Origin of the sequence: Streptomyces sp. NPDC088350, assembly GCF_044753545.1 — a bacterium.
In the GTDB taxonomy this organism is placed as follows: domain Bacteria; phylum Actinomycetota; class Actinomycetes; order Streptomycetales; family Streptomycetaceae; genus Streptomyces.
In genome coordinates this window covers 661,285-675,954 of record NZ_JBIVNL010000001.1, presented here as the reverse complement: position 1 = coordinate 675,954, position 14,670 = coordinate 661,285, and the positions used below count along the sequence as shown (strand labels likewise).

Below are 14,670 nucleotides of genomic sequence, written 5' to 3'. Positions count from 1 at the left end.
GGACGGCCCCGTGCCGTCCGCTGAGATACGACACCCGTGGTTCGGGCGTCGACCTGCTTGGCTTATGCCCTCGAACATGCGCCGCCATGCCACGGCATATGACGGCGCCCCGGTGAACTCCTTGTTACTTCTGCACCAATCGGGGTACTCGCGGCGACTTGCCCGTCATCCGCCGTAACGCCGGTGTCGCGCCGCGTAGTCACGCATGGCGCGCAGGAAGTCCACCTTGCGGAAGGCCGGCCAGAAGACTTCGCAGAAGTAGTACTCGGAGTGGGCCGTCTGCCAGAGCATGAAGCCGGACAGCCGCTGCTCGCCGCTGGTGCGGATCACCAGGTCGGGGTCGGGCTGGTCGCCGGTGTAGAGGTGCTTGCCGATGAGGTCGACGTCCACGTGCTCGGCGAGCTCCTCCATCGAGGTGCCCTTGTCGGCGGCGTCCAGGATCATCGAGCGGACCGCGTCGGCGATCTCCTGGCGACCGCCGTAGCCGATGGCGACGTTGACGAGTATCCCGTCGACGTGCGCGGTGGACTCCTGCGCCTCCTTGAGGACGGACTGCATGCCCGAGGGCAGCAGGTCGAGGGTGCCGACGTGGTGCACGCGCCAACGGCCGTCCGCGGCGAGGGAACTGACGACGTTCTCGATGATGCCGAGCAGCGGGCCGAGTTCTTCCTGGGGGCGGTCGAAGTTGTCCGTCGACAGCAGCCACAGGGTGACGACCTCGACGTCCGTCTCGCTGCACCAGCCGAGGAACTCCTCGATCTTGTCGCCGCCGGCCTGGTGTCCCTGGACGGTGGTGGAGCCCGCCGCCTTCGCCCAGCGCCGGTTGCCGTCCATGATGACGCCGATGTGCTTGGGCACCTGGGTGTGGTCGAGATGGCCTCCCACCCTGCGTACGTAGAACCTGACCAGCAGGCGGCGCAGGGTGTCGCGCAGGTTCACGTGTTGTCAGCCCCTCCATGGATGGCAGTCCCCGGCTGCGAAGCCTACCCCCGCAACGGCGCCGTTCCCCCAAGGGGTGTCTGGGCTCATCCCGGTTCGACACGAAGGTCGGGCTCGGGTCGCCTTCGGCGGGTGCGAGGGGGTGCCAGGGGGTGCGAGGGGGAGTACGAGGAGGGTGCGGGGGGGGTGCGGGGGTCGCCGCCGCACGGCACAAAAAAATCGGGCCGGTCCGTGGGGGGGATACGGACCGGCCCGAGGGGGGGGTTTCCACCATAACCCTTCGTAAGTGATGCTGCGTGCATCGGCGTGCCACAACTACTCTCCGAAGTCGGCCGACAACATGTCGAGGGCCGTGGAAGTCCCGATTCCGGCCCTGATCATGGCCGGTTCACAGCGGATTCCGGGGAGAACGTGGAGGTTTTCCGCCGACCGCGGCGTGTCGCCCGCACGGGTGACGGCGTCAGCGAACGCCCGCTTGACGGGCAGGGGCACCGCGCGGCCCCCTCCACCGCGCGGCGCCGACCGCGCAGCTTTGCTCACGCGAATTACCTTGGTCCGAACTTACGTGAGGAGGTGGGCGGGAGGCGAGTCGATCTCGATAACGATGTGAAAACCCCGTGCGCGTGGGGAGGACGTGCGGTGCCCCGCGCTTCGGTCCGAACCACGGCAGCAAAGTCACGTGCACGAGCCCGCACGGCTACGGCCCGGTGACCCGCTGGATTTCGCCAAATGGCCTGCGGCGCCGGGAAGTTGGGCCGGGGGCAATCTACGTGCGGCGCGCGTGCGGCTTGCGGGCGTCGAAGAGGTGGCGGGTGCTGTGGGCCACGAACGGGCCCGTGGCCTCGATCCGCTCGTGCAGAGCGCGGAGTTCGGGCTCGTAGGCCTCGACCGTGAAGTCGGGGACCATCCAGATCACCTTGCGGAGGAAGTGGACGACGGCCGCGATGTCGTAGAACTCCATGCGCAGCCGCTCGGCGCGCAGTGCGACGATCTCCAGGCCCGCGGCCTCGGCGTCGGCCCGTTCGCGCTCGGGGTCGCGGGCGCCGCTCACCGCTTCCGGCTGCGGGCCGAGGAAGTGCTCGACGAGTTCGAAGGCGCTGCGGGGGCCCACGTGCTGGGCGAAGTAGGTGCCGCCGGGGCGCAGGACGCGGGCGATCTCGGGCCAGTTGGCGCGGACCGGATGGCGGCTCAGGACGAGGTCGAAGGCGGCGTCGGCGAAGGGCAGCGGGGCGTCGGCGGGCGCGGCGACCACCACGACACCGCGCGAGCGGAGCAGCGCGGTGGCCTGGGCGACGTTCGGCGGCCAGCCCTCGGTGGCGGCGGCGAGCATGGGGGGCTGTGCGGCGGCCCGGCTCAGGGCGAAGTCGAAGACCTCCCCTCCCCCGGTCTGGACGTCCAGGACGGTGTTCGCCCAGGTGAGACGGTCCCCTGCGGTGCGCGCGTATTCCCATGAGGGGCGTGCCTCGGTGGCCCGGCCCTCGAACCAGGAGAAGTCCCAGCCCTCGGTGGGAACGGCGACGCCTTCCGCGACGAGGGCCTCGAAGCTCCTGCTGTTGTCCATGGGGCGATGGTCGCAGGGCGTTGTCAGTGGGCGCTGCTAGTTTCCGAAGCATGGTGAACGACGGGGACGACAACAGGGGCGACACGGATGCGGGCCTGCCGTACCACGGCGACGAGAAGGCGACGCTGCACGCGAGCCTGGACCGGGTCCGGGACGCGGTGCTGTGGAAGCTCGACGGGCTGGACGAGGAGCAGGCCAGACGCCCGATGACACCCTCGGGCACGAGCCTTCTCGGGCTGGTGAAGCATCTGGCCTCGGTGGAGTACGGCTGGTTCGTGGAGAGCTTCGGCCGCGAGGTGGAGCCGCTGTGGTTCGACCCGTACAAAGGCGAGGACATGCGCGCGGGCCCGGACGAGACGACGGAACAGATCGTCGCCTTCTACGGCCGTGCGCGCGCCGCCGCCGACCGCGTGATCACGGAACTGCCGCTGGACGCGGTCGGCCGGCCTCCGTGGCGGCAGCACTCGGTGTCGCTGCGCTGGGTGCTGGTCGATCTCATCGAGGAGACGGCGAGACACGCGGGGCACATGGACATCGTGCGGGAACTGATCGACGGGGCGGCCGGGGACCATCGGCCGTCGTAGCCGACGGGTGGTGGTCGGCGGGGGGACGGAGGCGGCGTGCAGGGGACGGAGGCGGTGTTCAGGGGACGAGTGCCCTGACCTCCTCCGCCGCGAAGCGTACGAAGCCCTCCGGGTCGGGTTCGTCGCCGGTGGGCTGGAGGACGACCGTGTCGGCGCCGGCCTCCGCGAGACGCTGGACGGCCTTCGCGACGGTGCCCGCGTCGCCGGCGACGCCGAGGTCGGGGACCGACTCCAGGCCCTCGTCGGCGAGTTCGGCGCGCAGTCGGGCGGCGGCGTCGGGACCGGTGGCGGTGAGGAGATAGACGACCACCCTGTGCGGCTCGGTGCGGCCGGCCGACTCCCGTCCCTCGTCGATGAGTTGACGGGCCCGGCGGACGCCGTCCGGTGCGGTGCTCGCGGTGAGGATCGTGCCGTCGGCCGCAGCGCCGGAGAGGCGGAGGGTGCGGGGGCCGGTGGCGCCGGCGAGGATCTCGACGGGACCGTCCGGCGGCCAGTCGAGGCCGACGTCGTCGAGCGTGACGTAGCGTCCGGCGGTCGTGAGCCGCTCCCCGCGCAACAGGGCGCGCAGCGCGTCGAGATGCTCGCGCAGCAGGGTCACCGGGGACTCGACGCGCGCCCCGACCTGTCCCATCCAGTCCTGTACGCCGTGGCCGACGCCGAGGACGGCGCGCCCCGGGAACAGCCGGTGCAGCGTGGCGGCCTCCATCGCGGTGATGGCGACGTTCCGCAACGGCACGGGCAGCAGTCCCACCCCGATCCGCACCCGCTCGCTCCACGCGAGCGCGGCTGCGGCGGCCGAGATGCCGCCCTCGCGGAAGCAGTCCTCCCAGAGCCAGAGTTCCTCGAGCCCGGCGGTATCGGCGAGTTGGACCACCGCTCGCAGTCGCTCGGGGGGAAGTTGGGGCCGGAACACAGCGCCGAGTCCAGTCATGGGTTCTTCCTACCCGGCGGGGGCGGGGCGGACAACAGCTTTACGCGTCGGCGGGATCGATCGTCACCGGTTCGGGGCTCCTCACCGGTTCGGGGCTCGTCACCGTCTCACGCCGCCGCGAACGCGCCCAGCAGCAGACCCGTGAACGCGCCGCCGAGCATGAACGGCCCCAGCGGGATCGCCGTCCTACGGCCCGCCCGGCGCAGGGCGACCATGCCGAGGCCGTACACCGCGCCGTACAGCACTCCCGCGAAGCCGCCCGCGACGAGCACCGGCCAGCCGTACCAGCCGAGGGCGATTCCGAGGCCGAGGGCGAGTTTCACATCGCCGAAGCCCATGCCGGCCGGGTTGATGACGTACAGCACGAAGTACGTGGCACCGAGCGCGAGTCCGCCGAGCAGCGCGGTGAACCAGGAACCGGCGTCGGCGGGAAGCACGGCCGCGATGCCGAGGAGGGCGAGGGTGGCCGCGGCGAGGGGGAGGGTGAGGACGTCGGGGAGGCGGTGGACGCGGTGGTCGACCAGCGCGAGGAGGACGGCGACGGGGGCGCCGAGCAGCCAGACGACGAGTTCAGGGCGGGGGCCGGTGGCCGCGGCGAGGGTGGCGCAGATGAGGGCGGTCGCGGTGGATACGGCGGGGGTGCGGGGGCCGTAGGGGCCGCAGGGGGTGTGGGCCGGGGGTGGTGTCGGGGCGTGCGGGTTGGTGGTGTTGGTGGTCTCGGGGATGCCGGGGGTTTCGGGGGTGCCGGGGGTATCGGTCGCGCCGGTCGTATCGGTCGCGCCGGTCGTGCCGGGGGTTTCGGGGGTGCCGGTCGTATCGGTAGTGCCGGTGGTATCGGTCGTGCCGGTCGTGCCGGTCGTGCCGGTCGTGCCGGTCGTGCCGGTCGTGCCGGTGGTATCGGTAGTGCCGGTGGTATCGGTAGTGCCGGTCGTGCCGGTGCAGTGGGCGCGGCCGAGCCAGCCGTCGAGCGTGCCCTTGATGGGGTGGCCGTCGGGGCACTCGCCGTTCCAGGGTTCCTCGGGGTCCACGGAGAGGCGGTGGGCTGCGCGGGGCAGCAGGAGGCCCGACCACGCGCCCCACAGGGCACCCACGAGGATCAGAATCAGGCGCACGCCGGGACGATATCCGGATACGGCGGGCGGGGACATGGGTCCGTGGGCCCATGTAGGGCCTACTCCCGGGTGGATACGGTCGGTTGACACCGGATCCGTTGTGGCGCAGGAAGGTGACCTGACATGGGGCGACGCTGGAATGACGGGCGGGGCAAGCTGATCGTGCGGGGGGCCGCGGGGGCGGTCGCGGTCCGGCTGGAGCTCGCGACCTCGTACCGGGCCCGGACGAAGGGGCTGCTCGGCCGGGACGGGATCGACGGGGCGATGCTGCTCTCACCGGCGAGCAGTGTGCACACGTTCCGGATGCGCTTCCCGATCGACGTGGCGTACCTGGACCGGAACCTGGAGGTCGTCGCCGTCCACACGATGAAACCGGGGCGGCTGGGGCTGCCGCGGTTCCGGTCCCGGCATGTGCTGGAGGCGGAGGCGGGGGTTATGGCGGAGTGGGGGGTGGGGGTGGGGGACCGAGTGGGGGTGGAGACGGAGTAGGGGTGTGAGGGGCAGGTGGGCGGGGGGTCACTGCGGCAGCGTGCCGTCGGCCGTCAGTCGGGCCAGTGCCTCACGGCTGCGGGGCACGGTGTCGTGCCAGCGCAGCATCGCCACGGCCTGGTCGGGGACGAAGCCGAACCGGGCGTACCGCTCGGCGAGTTCCATCGCCCACGGGGTGACGAGGGTGTCGTCGTCGACGTACATGCCGAGCCAGGTGAAGACCTCGCCGGCGATCCAGCCGCTGATCCATGTCACCCAGCGCCGGGCGAAGTGGGCGGCCTCCTCGCTGTTCGGGTCGGGCGGTACGCCGGGGATGTCGAGCAGGGCGCACTCGCGCGTCGCCTCCGTCATCCGTTCCTCTGTGACCAGGTTCGCGTACGGCATGAACTCCCGCATCACCCTGCGGATTTCGAGCCAGGCGGGCTGCTGCTCGTCGTCCTCGTCGCCGGTCCGGTCGGGGTCGGGGCCGGGGACGGCTTCTGGTAGGGGTGCGGTCGGCGCGCAGGCCTGGAGGATCGCGCGGGCGCGGGCGATGTTGTCCGCGGTTTCCGGGAGTTCGGCGGGCCACTGGAAGCCGGCGGCCCAGCTGTAGGGGAGTTCGCGCACGGCGGGAGGCAGCAAGGGGTGTTCTCCCTGCGCCGGTTGGCGCGCGCGGGCCTCGTAGCCGGGGCGGCGCAGCAGCATCAGGGAGTCCCTCGCCCAGGCGCGAGTGCTCTCGTCGCCCACTCTGTCGTCCCGCACGAGACCGAGCAGGGCCCGCTCGCCGTGGGGCGTGCCGAGGTGCCGTAGGAGACTCACGGCGTCGTGGGCGGCGAGGCCGTTCACCGCGCATCGTTCCGCGACCGCCGCGATGTCTGCCTCGTCGTGGGGATGCCGCTGGAGCCAGTGCAGCACGTCGTGGGTCCAGGCCGACAGCATGGAGTGGGTCAACGCGTCCGCGATCAGATCGAGTTGGTTCTCCAGCCACCAGGCCGGTACCGATGGCCGTGCCGTGGCCGCCCACTCCCCGAGTACGTCGCTCACGCCCTCACGGGTGAACTGGCCTGCCGTCGGCATGACTTGGGCCAGCCGGTGCCCGGCCTCTTGGCGGATGCGGTCGTAGAACTCCCATGACTCCTCGCTCCAGGCGCGCGGCGCGAGCGACGGTGGCGGGTCGGAGAGCGCGGCGGTCAGTGCGTCGAGAGCGGCACGCTCGTTCGCCTCCGTGTGGGGAAGGTCGTGGAGGCGCTGCCCGCGTTCCGGGGTCAGGTCGTTCCACGGGGGTGGGAGCCGGCGCATGGCCGCGGGCAGCAGGTGATGTGCGGTCACGGTCCGGTCCCTCCGTTCCTCTCGTCGTCCGCCACGTCCACTCCGCATCAGGAGACACCCAGGTACTGCATGGCGGTCTTCGGGTCCTTCATCTTGCCCGAGTCCCGGGCCGCCTGCCGTTCGGCCGGAGTCTTCCTGCTCCACGCGTCGTTCATCGCCTTGAGCTGCTGCGCCGAGATGTCCTGTCCGGCGACGCGCAGGTCGAGGCCGTTGTCGGCGAGGGTCTGCGCGGGCGTGCCGTCCGGGACGGTGCCGGTCTTCTTGTCCTTCTGGAAGCCGTCGAACACCTTGTCCCAGCCGTCCTGCGTCTCGATCTCGTAGCGGGCCTTCCGACCGGGGTTCGCCTTCTGCCAGTCGGCCAGTTTCTGCGCCTGGGCACGGATCGAGGCCTGGGTTGCGGCCTGCCCCGTGTTCTTGACCTCCACGACGTTGAGGGTGCCGTCCTTGCCCTTGTAGACCACGTCGGCGTCGTCGATGCCGCTGAGATCGGCGGTGGTGCCGTCGCCCATGTCCACGGTCTGGCGGCCCTTCTTCGCGCCGACGCCGGCATAGACCTTGGTGCCCTCGGCGGCATCGTCCGCGGCACGCGTCGCGGCCTTGACCTCGGCCATGGCTTCGGCCAGTTGGTAGCGGTCGCCGGCCCTGAGCACGGTGCCGCCGAGCGAACCGCGGCTCTGGCTGTCGATGGCCGTGTTCTTCAGCATGTCCGCCAAGTCCTTGAGGGACTGGGTCAGTTCGGCCTTCCCGATCTCCCCCTTGCTCAGGTCCGGGTTGTCCTTGGCCTTGGCGACGAGGTCGTCGATCTTCTTCTCGTCGAGCGTGAACCGGTCGCCCTTGGGCGTCTTCTGCTTGTCCTTGGCGTCCGTGATGGCCTTCTTCGCCTCGTCCGCAGCGTGTTGCAGCTCGGCGGTGCGGGCCGCCGCGTCGGCCTCGTCCGCCTTCTTGCGGGCGTCCTCGGCCTCCTTCTCGGCGTCTCCGTCGCAGCCGCCGCCTTGGGCGAGTACGACGTACGGGGAGCCGCCGGCGGCCAGGACCGTGGTGCCGGTGCCGGAGGAGCCGGTGAGGGTACCGGGGGTGTCCGGGGCGGTGTCGTCGTACGGGATCCGGCGGTTGGGCGCGCCGACCAGGCAGCCGGTCTGCCGGGCCTTCTTCTCCGCTTCCGCCGCCGCCTCGTCGGCCTCCTTGGCGGCCTTCTCGGCACCGGCGACGTCCCCTGCCTTGGCCGCCCTCTTCGCCTCCTCCGCCGCCTCGGCCGCCTTCTCGGCGAACTTGCCGAGTTTGCCCAGCTTGCCGATCTTGCCGAGGTCGCCGATCTTCTCGCCGACCTTGCCGATGTCGTAGCCCGGGATGAAGAGGGAGCCGATGTTCCAGATGACGTGGGTGACGGCTCGGGTCTTGTCGCCGTTGTTCCAGTCCTTGGCGACCTCGTCGCCGATGAACACGTCGTAGAGGACCTTGCCGCCCGTCTTCACCGAGGCGCTGCCCCAGTCCCACAGGGCGCCGCCGTAGTCGCCGTCGGACCACTTCTTGCCGGCGTCCTTGGAGTTCTTCGACCAGTCGTCGCCGAGTTGCTTGCCGTAGTCGCCGATGCCCTTCACGGTGTCGATCGGGTGGCGGACCATGTCGTAGATACCGGTCAGGTCGCCCCAGATGCCGTCGACGAAGAGGCCCTGGCCGACTTGTTTGATCTGGTTGCCGGCGCAGCCGAAGAAGGCGCCGACGCCGGAGAAGCAGCCGTCGTCCTTCTTGCCGTCGGCGGGGGTTGTCTTCTTGTCGTCGGTCGGGTCGGTGGTGGTGGTAGTCGTGCCGGTGCCGCCTGTGGTGCCGGTGCCGCCGTCGGTATTGCCGTTGCCGTTGCCGTTGCCGTTCCCGTTGCCGTTTTGCGCGGTCACGTCCGTGTTGCCGCCGGCCTGAGCCGGGCAGGACATGCCCGTGACCTTGCAGATCTCCGACTGGATGCCGGTGAAGATCTGGGTGCCGAGGCCGCTGACGAGCAGGGCGGTGATGATGGCGGCGACGATGGCGATGAACCCGGCGTACTCAACCGCCGTCTGCCCCTCGTCCCGGCGCCAGCGGATCAGCCGGGACAGGGAGAACGGGCGGCGCTCGACGCGTTCCGGTGCGGTGAGGCCGTACCACTGGCGGCTCTCCGGGCGGAACAGGAAGAAGAGGACGAGGATCGGGAGGAGGAGTTGCAGGCCGCCGCGCGCGGAGCCGGAGGCGAGGTTGACGACACCGCCGAGGATCAACCAGGCCTGTACGGCGACGAGTCCACGCCGGACCCGGGTCCCGCCCTCCCCGCTCCGCCGGGCCAGCCACCAGCCGAGGACGCCGGGCGCGGCGGCGTAGGCGACGAGGGCGACGACCTGGCCGTCGAGGGCGTCGTACGACGCGGCGGTCATCAGCAGACCGAGCCCGCCGACGACGGTGACCGCGAAGAGTGTGTGCACCAGCACCAGCGCGGTGGCGAGCGGCACCGGCATCTCCCGACGCCCGCTCGGCCCACCGCGCCCGCCGACTCCCCCGATCGAGGCCATGTCTCCCCCGTCCCCCGATTTCGCTCAACACCGCCAGAACTTCCAGAGGTTAGAGAGAGGGTGAGTGCCCGAGATGGGTCCGTGGGCCCAAATCGGTACCCAAGTCCCGGGTGGGCCCCTTGGCTCAAGACCTACCCGGAAGGTCACGGTTCTCCTGCGCCAGGTGCTGAGGCGGCCGGGCCGAGAGGCAGAGCTGCTACACCCCGTATGCGAGCAAATCGGTACGAGGCAGACGCCTCACGCATTGTGCGGCGCATCGCTGCGGAGTTCTCGTCCGCCACGTAGTGCCCGAACTGTTCGGCCGGCAGGACGTGTGTGCGGTCGGCCCTGGCCTTGACCGGCTGGGGAGTGAGAGTGACACGGATACGTGGCCCCTCACTCACCATCCAGCCGATCATCGCTCCGCGACAGCAGGGGCCACGCCCCGTCAGTCACGCCGCGTGATCGTCGAACACAACCTTGTTGTGACCCTCCGCGACCACGTGCAGGTCCACCGCGACATCGAGCGCCGTGGAAAGCCGGACCAGCAGATCCGCGGTAAGGGGGAGCATGCCACCCAACTCGACGGCCTCCACGGAGTCCGCACTCATGCCGAGCCGCTCACCCAAGGCCACTTGAGTAAGCCCCAGGGCCTTACGACGGTCGTAGACCAGTTGCCCCAGTTCGTGAGCAAGCCGGATCTGCTCACGCTCGGCGACCACTTCAGGGGGTTCGACATAGCCTTCCGCGACTCGCCGTTCCCGCGACAGCTTCCAGCGGGTGTGGTTCACAGCACCTCCCGGAACTCACGGGTGAACTCGTCATGCGCGGGTCCGTGCTCAGCTTCGCACAGCTCCTTCGCCAGCATGGCGCGCTTGACCTCCGCTTCTTCCCGCATTCTTGTCTTGCGGAACACTGTGAGCAGGACGATCCGGCGACCGGGCGCCAGCCAGTAAGCAACCCGCATGGCGTTGCCGCCCAGCATGAAGCGCAGTTCCCGCACGCCCTCTCCCAGGTTACGAGAGTGCGGCTCACTCAGGGTCGTCGGAGATCCGGCCAACAGCTCAGCCTTCTCCTCCGCCTGGCGGTAGTGCTGTGGAGGCAGGGCCTCCAGCCAGGCCCTCACTTCCGGCTCCAGTTCGATCACGTACAGCTCGGTCACTGCGCGAACGTAACGGGGCACGCAAGGCGAGGAGCCGGATTCCTGAGCGCCGTCACTCATATGTGCGTCCATCGGCCAGGTAACCCCGCGCGCCCGCCCGCGGCAGCACCGCCCACATCCGGGTCCCGCCGCCCGGTTCGCGTGCCTCGCCGAAGCCCCAGTCGCCGGCGCAGGCCCGGACCACACAGGACAGGACCCGCAACGTGGCCCGGCGGCGGGAGTCGCAGGCCGCCGCGAGGCGGGGGTTGGTGTGGCGGGGGTGGGCGTCGTAGAGGATCACCCGGAGGGCGCCGTCGCGGTAGCGGAGCGATACGTAGACCTCGGCGGCGGGGGTGAGACGGCAGGCGCAGGCGGCCAGTTCGCTCACTCTCTGTACGGCCGCGTCCGCCATGTCGGCGAGGCCGTGCGCCTGGAGGATCGAACGGGTCGCGGTGCGGGCGATCGCGGGACTCGGCGGGGCCGCGGGGAGCGTGAGGCCGTAGGTGAGGGTTTCGGGGGTCGGAGGGGCGTGGGGTACGTCGGTGAGGGGTGGGGTCTGGCAGGAGGTCATCGTTCCGGGCATGGCAACTCCCTTGGTCGGAGGGCGGGTTGACGCTCCGCGCGGTGGCCTGTCTCCCTGACACGGGCCCACCCCTCCCAGGGGAGGAGATGCGGGCGGGCACGCGCGATGCGCTTCCGGTTCGGCGGAGGGGTCGTAGTCGACCCGTCACTGAATGTAGAGGCAGTGGAGTCACAGTGTCCACCTGATTGGAGATAATTACCCCCATCACTCATCTGCTGGCAGACTGACTGCACCTCAGCGGGAGAAGGGCGGCATGGCGACAAGAAGTACGCCGACGGAGCGGCAGAAGCGACTGGGTGCCGAGTTGCGGAGGATGCGCCTCACGGCGGAGGCCACCACGGAGTACGCCGCCGGGCTGCTCGGAATCGACCGCACCCGGCTGTCCAACATGGAGTCGGGCATTCGCCCCTTCTCGGCCGAGCGCATCCGTACGCTCGCCTGCAACTACGGCTGCACGGACGAGAGTTACGTCGAGGCCCTGGCGCTCATGGCCGAGGGCAAGGAACGCGGGTGGTGGGAGCGGTACCGGGGCACCCTGTCCGCAGGACTGCTGGACATCGCCGAGTTGGAGTGGCACGGCGCGCGCGTGCGGACCGCGCAGGTCATGCACGTACCCGGACTCCTCCAGACCGAGGAGTACGCGCGCGCCGTATTCGCCGCCGTACTCCCGCCGTTGAGCCGGCTGGAGGTCGAACTGCGAGTAGCCCATCGCATGGAACGCCAGCAGGTCTTCGACCGGCCCGAACCCCTTCCGTACGTCGCCTACGTCCATGAAGCCGCGTTGCGCATGCCGTACGGCGGCGCCGAGGCGACTCGGCAGCAACTGGAGCACCTGGCCGCACAGTCCGAGCGTGACTCCGTCGACGTACGGATCATCCCCACCAGCGTCGGCGGCTTCCCGGGGGCGGGGCACGCGCTGTTGTACGCGGACGGGGCCGTGCCCCAACTCGACACCGTGCAGCTGGACTCCGCGCACGGGCCGGAATTCACCGGTGCGGAGGCTCAACTCGCCAAGTACCGTGCCCACTTGGACTGGATGGACAACGCGGCGCCGTCCCAGGCGGCCTCGCGCGACCTCATCCGCAACGCCGCCCGCGAACTCTGAGGAGGCCACCATGACCGGCATCAACTGGGAAGCCCCGTACTGCGGGGAGGGCAACAACTGCTTCCGCATAGGCACCGACGACAACGGCAACGCCTACATCGCGGTCGCCGGGCAGGAAGACCAGTACCTCACCGACAGCCGCGATGCGCTCCGTACCCTCATCCGGGACATCAAGGCGGGGAAAGCGGACCATCTGTTGTAGACGTGAGTCAGCCCCCCGTGCGCGGGAACGTCACCTCGACCCTTCGGTTCTTCTTGCGGCCCGCTTCCGTGGAGTTGTCGGCGATCGGGTACTGCTCGCCGTAGCCGCGTACCTCGAAGGTGATGTTCGGGTCGTTCAAGTCCGAGTCCAGGACGGCCTGTACGGCGTCGGCGCGCTGTTTGGAGAGGACGTCGCCGTGTGCGGACGAGCCGAGGTTGTCGGTGAAGCCGAAGACGCGGACCGTTGTCGCGTTCTGCTTCTTGATCTCCTGGGCGATCGCGTCGATACGGGACTTCGCCGCGGCGCTCAGCTTGGAGCTGTCCTTGCCGAAGAGGACCTCGGCCTGGAGGGCGAAGGTGACGTCCGAGTTGGTGTCCTCACGGCGTTCCTCACCGCCCTGGTCCTCGACGACCGACTTGATGTCCAGGACCTTGGGGGCGGCGAGGGTCGCGCCCTCGGGGAGTTTCAGGTCCGGGTCGTTCGGGTCGACCTTCACCGGGGCGGAGGCCGAGACCTCGGTGCCCGGGGGGACGCTGGGGCTCGGGGTGTCGTCGGCGTGGGCCGCGACCGCGCCGACGATGTTCGCGGCGACCATGATCGTGGCGGCGGTGACGACGAGGGCGAGACGGGGAGTGGTGGTCACTGTGGCCTCACCCGGAGATCTTGATGGTGCCGCTGGCGAAGGTCGGGATCTGCAAAGCGACCTCGGTCGTGGTCGTCGGCGGGGCCGGGAACTGCATGAAGACCGGAAGGGTCTGTCCCGCTTCGAGGGTCGAAAGACCGGTCGTCGTCAGTGGGCGCCCGTCGGTGTCGCGCAGGACGTAGTAGCGCTTCTTGCCCTGGGAGTCCACCAGGGTGGCACCGCCGAGCGAGGGGCCATGCGCGATGATCTCGGTCTCGTTACCACTCGTCTGAGGGGGAACGACGACCGACTTGGCCCCGTCGTTCTTCAGCGTGCCACTCACGGTGACAAAGCCGCCCGAGTCGCGTTTGGCAGAGGTGACTTGGAGCAACAGACCGTCCGCGCCCTGGAGTTCGGCCAAGGGCGCTTCCGATTGCCCCTCCTGAGCACTCGGCTGGGATCCACTGCCCTTGGACGCCGATGCCGACGTGTCCGGCTTCTTGTCGCCACCGCCACCGCCACCGCCGCAGCCGGCCAGCCCGACGGCCAGCCCGGCCGCGACGGTCAACGCGACCATCCCCCTGCGGACCTTCGCAGTGAACCGAATGCTCATCACTCTGCTTCCTTCACCACTCGTCATTCGCTTGTCAGTCGGCCAGATGGACGTCGAACAGGTCCTGGGGTTCGGGGAGATGGGTGAGATCAGTCGGGTTCAGGTCCCATTTCCTCCCGTCCCTGCAGGTGAGCTGCGGTAGTACGTTGTTCCCGGTACCCCCACCCGGGAGCTGGAACGTACAGAGCGGCTCGATCACGGCTCTGGCGGTCGCGTGCGCGTATCGGCGCTCCGTGCCGGGGACAAGGGACTTTCCGACGGGCTTGTCGGTCTGGACCTCGACCTTGTAGTCCAGGACGCCCTGGTCGCAACCGGTTCTGTGCGCATCGTTCTGCGCGGCGAGTTGATCGGCACGCCAGCAGGAGTTGCCCGCTCCCAGGCCGTCGAAGATGTCCTGCCACTTGGTCGGGTCGAGTACGTCCTGCACCCACTCGTCCGCGAGTTGTTTTCGGGTGTCCTGCGCCGCCGCGAGCGCAGCCGCGTCGGCGGCTGTCTGGGCACCGTTCCGATCCACCGCGGCCTGGCCGACCGCAAAGTAGGCGAACGCAAGGAAGAGCAGGCCCCCCACCACCGTGATGTAGATGGGGAAGGCCTGCCCTGCATCGCCGTACCGGCGAAGTCGCGTCAGGGAGCGACCTTGGCGACCTGCGCCTCGATCTTGCCGAGAATCGTCTGACCGATGTTCGTGCCCGTGATCGCCAGCACGATCGCCACCACCACCGCGATGATCCCCAGGTACTCCACCGCGGTCTGCCCCTTGTCGCCGGCCCGGCGCTGGACGGCCGCGACGGTCGTGTTCTTCCAGCCGTTCACGCGGACCTTGGTCGCGACGGCGGTCTTCAGCATCAGGTCGCTCATGGTGTTCCCCTCCGAGTGACGCGTTACCGGCTTCCTCGTCGCCGGTGCCGCTTTCGACATGAGAACGGTATTCCGGAACACCCGGTCCGCAAGAGGGCCCCAGGGC

The 14,670-nt window shown here is 69.8% G+C and carries 17 protein-coding genes; 4 read left to right on the top strand and 13 right to left on the bottom strand.

Annotation, left to right across the window (positions count from 1 at the left end; all coding sequences use genetic code 11):
* Positions 1-165: 165 nt before the first annotated feature.
* Complete coding sequence (locus tag ACIQBL_RS03175; RefSeq protein WP_401936099.1) at positions 166-939, bottom strand: isoprenyl transferase; 774 nt, start codon at positions 937-939, stop codon at positions 166-168.
* A gap of 766 nt (positions 940-1,705) precedes the next feature.
* Positions 1,706-2,500: a methyltransferase domain-containing protein gene (locus tag ACIQBL_RS03170; RefSeq protein WP_401936097.1), complete on the bottom strand. Its 795-nt coding sequence runs from the start codon at positions 2,498-2,500 to the stop codon at positions 1,706-1,708.
* A gap of 50 nt (positions 2,501-2,550) precedes the next feature.
* Between ACIQBL_RS03170 and ACIQBL_RS03165 the strand changes: the two genes are divergently transcribed.
* Positions 2,551-3,084: a DinB family protein gene (locus ACIQBL_RS03165; RefSeq protein WP_401936095.1), complete on the top strand. Its 534-nt coding sequence runs from the start codon at positions 2,551-2,553 to the stop codon at positions 3,082-3,084.
* Between the two features lie 58 nt (positions 3,085-3,142).
* On the opposite strand, the gene ACIQBL_RS03160 is transcribed toward ACIQBL_RS03165, so the two are convergent.
* Together ACIQBL_RS03160 and ACIQBL_RS03155 are read right to left on the bottom strand one after the other, a co-directional pair.
* Positions 3,143-4,015 carry an LLM class flavin-dependent oxidoreductase gene (locus tag ACIQBL_RS03160; protein WP_401936093.1) on the bottom strand — a complete coding sequence of 291 codons (873 nt, stop codon included), beginning with the start codon at positions 4,013-4,015 and terminating at the stop codon, positions 3,143-3,145.
* A 107-nt stretch (positions 4,016-4,122) separates the two neighbouring features.
* Positions 4,123-5,127 (bottom strand): prepilin peptidase, encoded by a 1,005-nt coding sequence (locus tag ACIQBL_RS03155; RefSeq protein WP_401936092.1) that lies wholly within the window; start codon positions 5,125-5,127, stop codon positions 4,123-4,125.
* Between the two features lie 123 nt (positions 5,128-5,250).
* On the opposite strand from ACIQBL_RS03155, the gene ACIQBL_RS03150 reads away from it, so the two are divergent.
* A complete protein-coding gene (locus tag ACIQBL_RS03150; protein ID WP_401936089.1) occupies positions 5,251-5,616 on the top strand; it encodes a DUF192 domain-containing protein in 366 nt (121 codons plus the stop codon).
* A gap of 27 nt (positions 5,617-5,643) precedes the next feature.
* On the opposite strand, the gene ACIQBL_RS03145 is transcribed toward ACIQBL_RS03150, so the two are convergent.
* The 5 genes from ACIQBL_RS03145 to ACIQBL_RS03125 form a co-directional block, all read right to left on the bottom strand.
* On the bottom strand, positions 5,644-6,924 hold the full coding sequence (locus tag ACIQBL_RS03145) for a hypothetical protein (RefSeq protein ID WP_401936087.1): 1,281 nt from the start codon (positions 6,922-6,924) through the stop codon (positions 5,644-5,646).
* A gap of 47 nt (positions 6,925-6,971) precedes the next feature.
* Positions 6,972-9,461 (bottom strand): hypothetical protein, encoded by a 2,490-nt coding sequence (locus tag ACIQBL_RS03140; RefSeq protein WP_401936085.1) that lies wholly within the window; start codon positions 9,459-9,461, stop codon positions 6,972-6,974.
* A 431-nt stretch (positions 9,462-9,892) separates the two neighbouring features.
* Positions 9,893-10,231, bottom strand: a complete 339-nt coding sequence (locus tag ACIQBL_RS03135) for a helix-turn-helix domain-containing protein (protein WP_401936082.1) — start codon at positions 10,229-10,231, stop codon at positions 9,893-9,895.
* Positions 10,228-10,602 (bottom strand): type II toxin-antitoxin system RelE/ParE family toxin, encoded by a 375-nt coding sequence (locus ACIQBL_RS03130; protein WP_401936080.1) that lies wholly within the window; start codon positions 10,600-10,602, stop codon positions 10,228-10,230. Before ACIQBL_RS03130 ends, ACIQBL_RS03135 begins: the two co-directional genes overlap by 4 nt.
* Positions 10,603-10,654: 52 nt before the next feature.
* Positions 10,655-11,164, bottom strand: coding sequence for an ATP-binding protein (locus tag ACIQBL_RS03125; RefSeq protein ID WP_401936077.1), 510 nt, complete (start codon positions 11,162-11,164; stop codon positions 10,655-10,657).
* A 253-nt stretch (positions 11,165-11,417) separates the two neighbouring features.
* Between ACIQBL_RS03125 and ACIQBL_RS03120 the strand changes: the two genes are divergently transcribed.
* Together ACIQBL_RS03120 and ACIQBL_RS03115 are read left to right on the top strand one after the other, a co-directional pair.
* On the top strand, positions 11,418-12,269 hold the full coding sequence (locus tag ACIQBL_RS03120) for a helix-turn-helix domain-containing protein (RefSeq protein ID WP_401936075.1): 852 nt from the start codon (positions 11,418-11,420) through the stop codon (positions 12,267-12,269).
* 10 nt (positions 12,270-12,279) lie between these two features.
* Positions 12,280-12,471, top strand: coding sequence for a hypothetical protein (locus ACIQBL_RS03115; protein WP_401936073.1), 192 nt, complete (start codon positions 12,280-12,282; stop codon positions 12,469-12,471).
* Between the two features lie 7 nt (positions 12,472-12,478).
* Here ACIQBL_RS03115 and ACIQBL_RS03110 read toward each other — a convergent pair whose 3' ends face one another.
* From ACIQBL_RS03110 to ACIQBL_RS03095, 4 genes are read right to left on the bottom strand one after another with little or no spacing between them, the layout of a single operon-like run.
* Entirely contained in the window at positions 12,479-13,114 is a 636-nt protein-coding gene (locus ACIQBL_RS03110; RefSeq protein ID WP_401936071.1) for an OmpA family protein, read from the bottom strand.
* A 7-nt stretch (positions 13,115-13,121) separates the two neighbouring features.
* Positions 13,122-13,706, bottom strand: coding sequence for a hypothetical protein (locus ACIQBL_RS03105; RefSeq protein ID WP_401936068.1), 585 nt, complete (start codon positions 13,704-13,706; stop codon positions 13,122-13,124).
* A 34-nt stretch (positions 13,707-13,740) separates the two neighbouring features.
* Positions 13,741-14,334, bottom strand: coding sequence for a pilus assembly protein TadG-related protein (locus tag ACIQBL_RS03100; RefSeq protein ID WP_401937029.1), 594 nt, complete (start codon positions 14,332-14,334; stop codon positions 13,741-13,743).
* The gene (locus ACIQBL_RS03095) at positions 14,331-14,564 is read right to left on the bottom strand and encodes a hypothetical protein (protein WP_401936066.1); all 234 of its coding nucleotides are present in this window, start codon (positions 14,562-14,564) and stop codon (positions 14,331-14,333) included. Before ACIQBL_RS03095 ends, ACIQBL_RS03100 begins: the two co-directional genes overlap by 4 nt.
* Between the last annotated feature and the right edge of the window lie 106 nt (positions 14,565-14,670).

Bases quoted from the DNA above. Each gene is read 5' to 3' on its own strand.
- ACIQBL_RS03170 (WP_401936097.1), bottom strand. From the start codon at position 2,500: ATGGACAACAGCAGGAGCTTCGAGGCCCTCGTCGCGGAAGGCGTCGCC.
- ACIQBL_RS03165 (WP_401936095.1), top strand. From the start codon at position 2,551: ATGGTGAACGACGGGGACGACAACAGGGGCGACACGGATGCGGGCCTG.
- ACIQBL_RS03160 (WP_401936093.1), bottom strand. From the start codon at position 4,015: ATGACTGGACTCGGCGCTGTGTTCCGGCCCCAACTTCCCCCCGAGCGA.
- ACIQBL_RS03150 (WP_401936089.1), top strand. From the start codon at position 5,251: ATGGGGCGACGCTGGAATGACGGGCGGGGCAAGCTGATCGTGCGGGGG.
- ACIQBL_RS03140 (WP_401936085.1), bottom strand. From the start codon at position 9,461: ATGGCCTCGATCGGGGGAGTCGGCGGGCGCGGTGGGCCGAGCGGGCGT.
- ACIQBL_RS03125 (WP_401936077.1), bottom strand. From the start codon at position 11,164: ATGCCCGGAACGATGACCTCCTGCCAGACCCCACCCCTCACCGACGTA.
- ACIQBL_RS03120 (WP_401936075.1), top strand. From the start codon at position 11,418: ATGGCGACAAGAAGTACGCCGACGGAGCGGCAGAAGCGACTGGGTGCC.
- ACIQBL_RS03115 (WP_401936073.1), top strand. From the start codon at position 12,280: ATGACCGGCATCAACTGGGAAGCCCCGTACTGCGGGGAGGGCAACAAC.
- ACIQBL_RS03105 (WP_401936068.1), bottom strand. From the start codon at position 13,706: ATGAGCATTCGGTTCACTGCGAAGGTCCGCAGGGGGATGGTCGCGTTG.
- ACIQBL_RS03095 (WP_401936066.1), bottom strand. From the start codon at position 14,564: ATGAGCGACCTGATGCTGAAGACCGCCGTCGCGACCAAGGTCCGCGTG.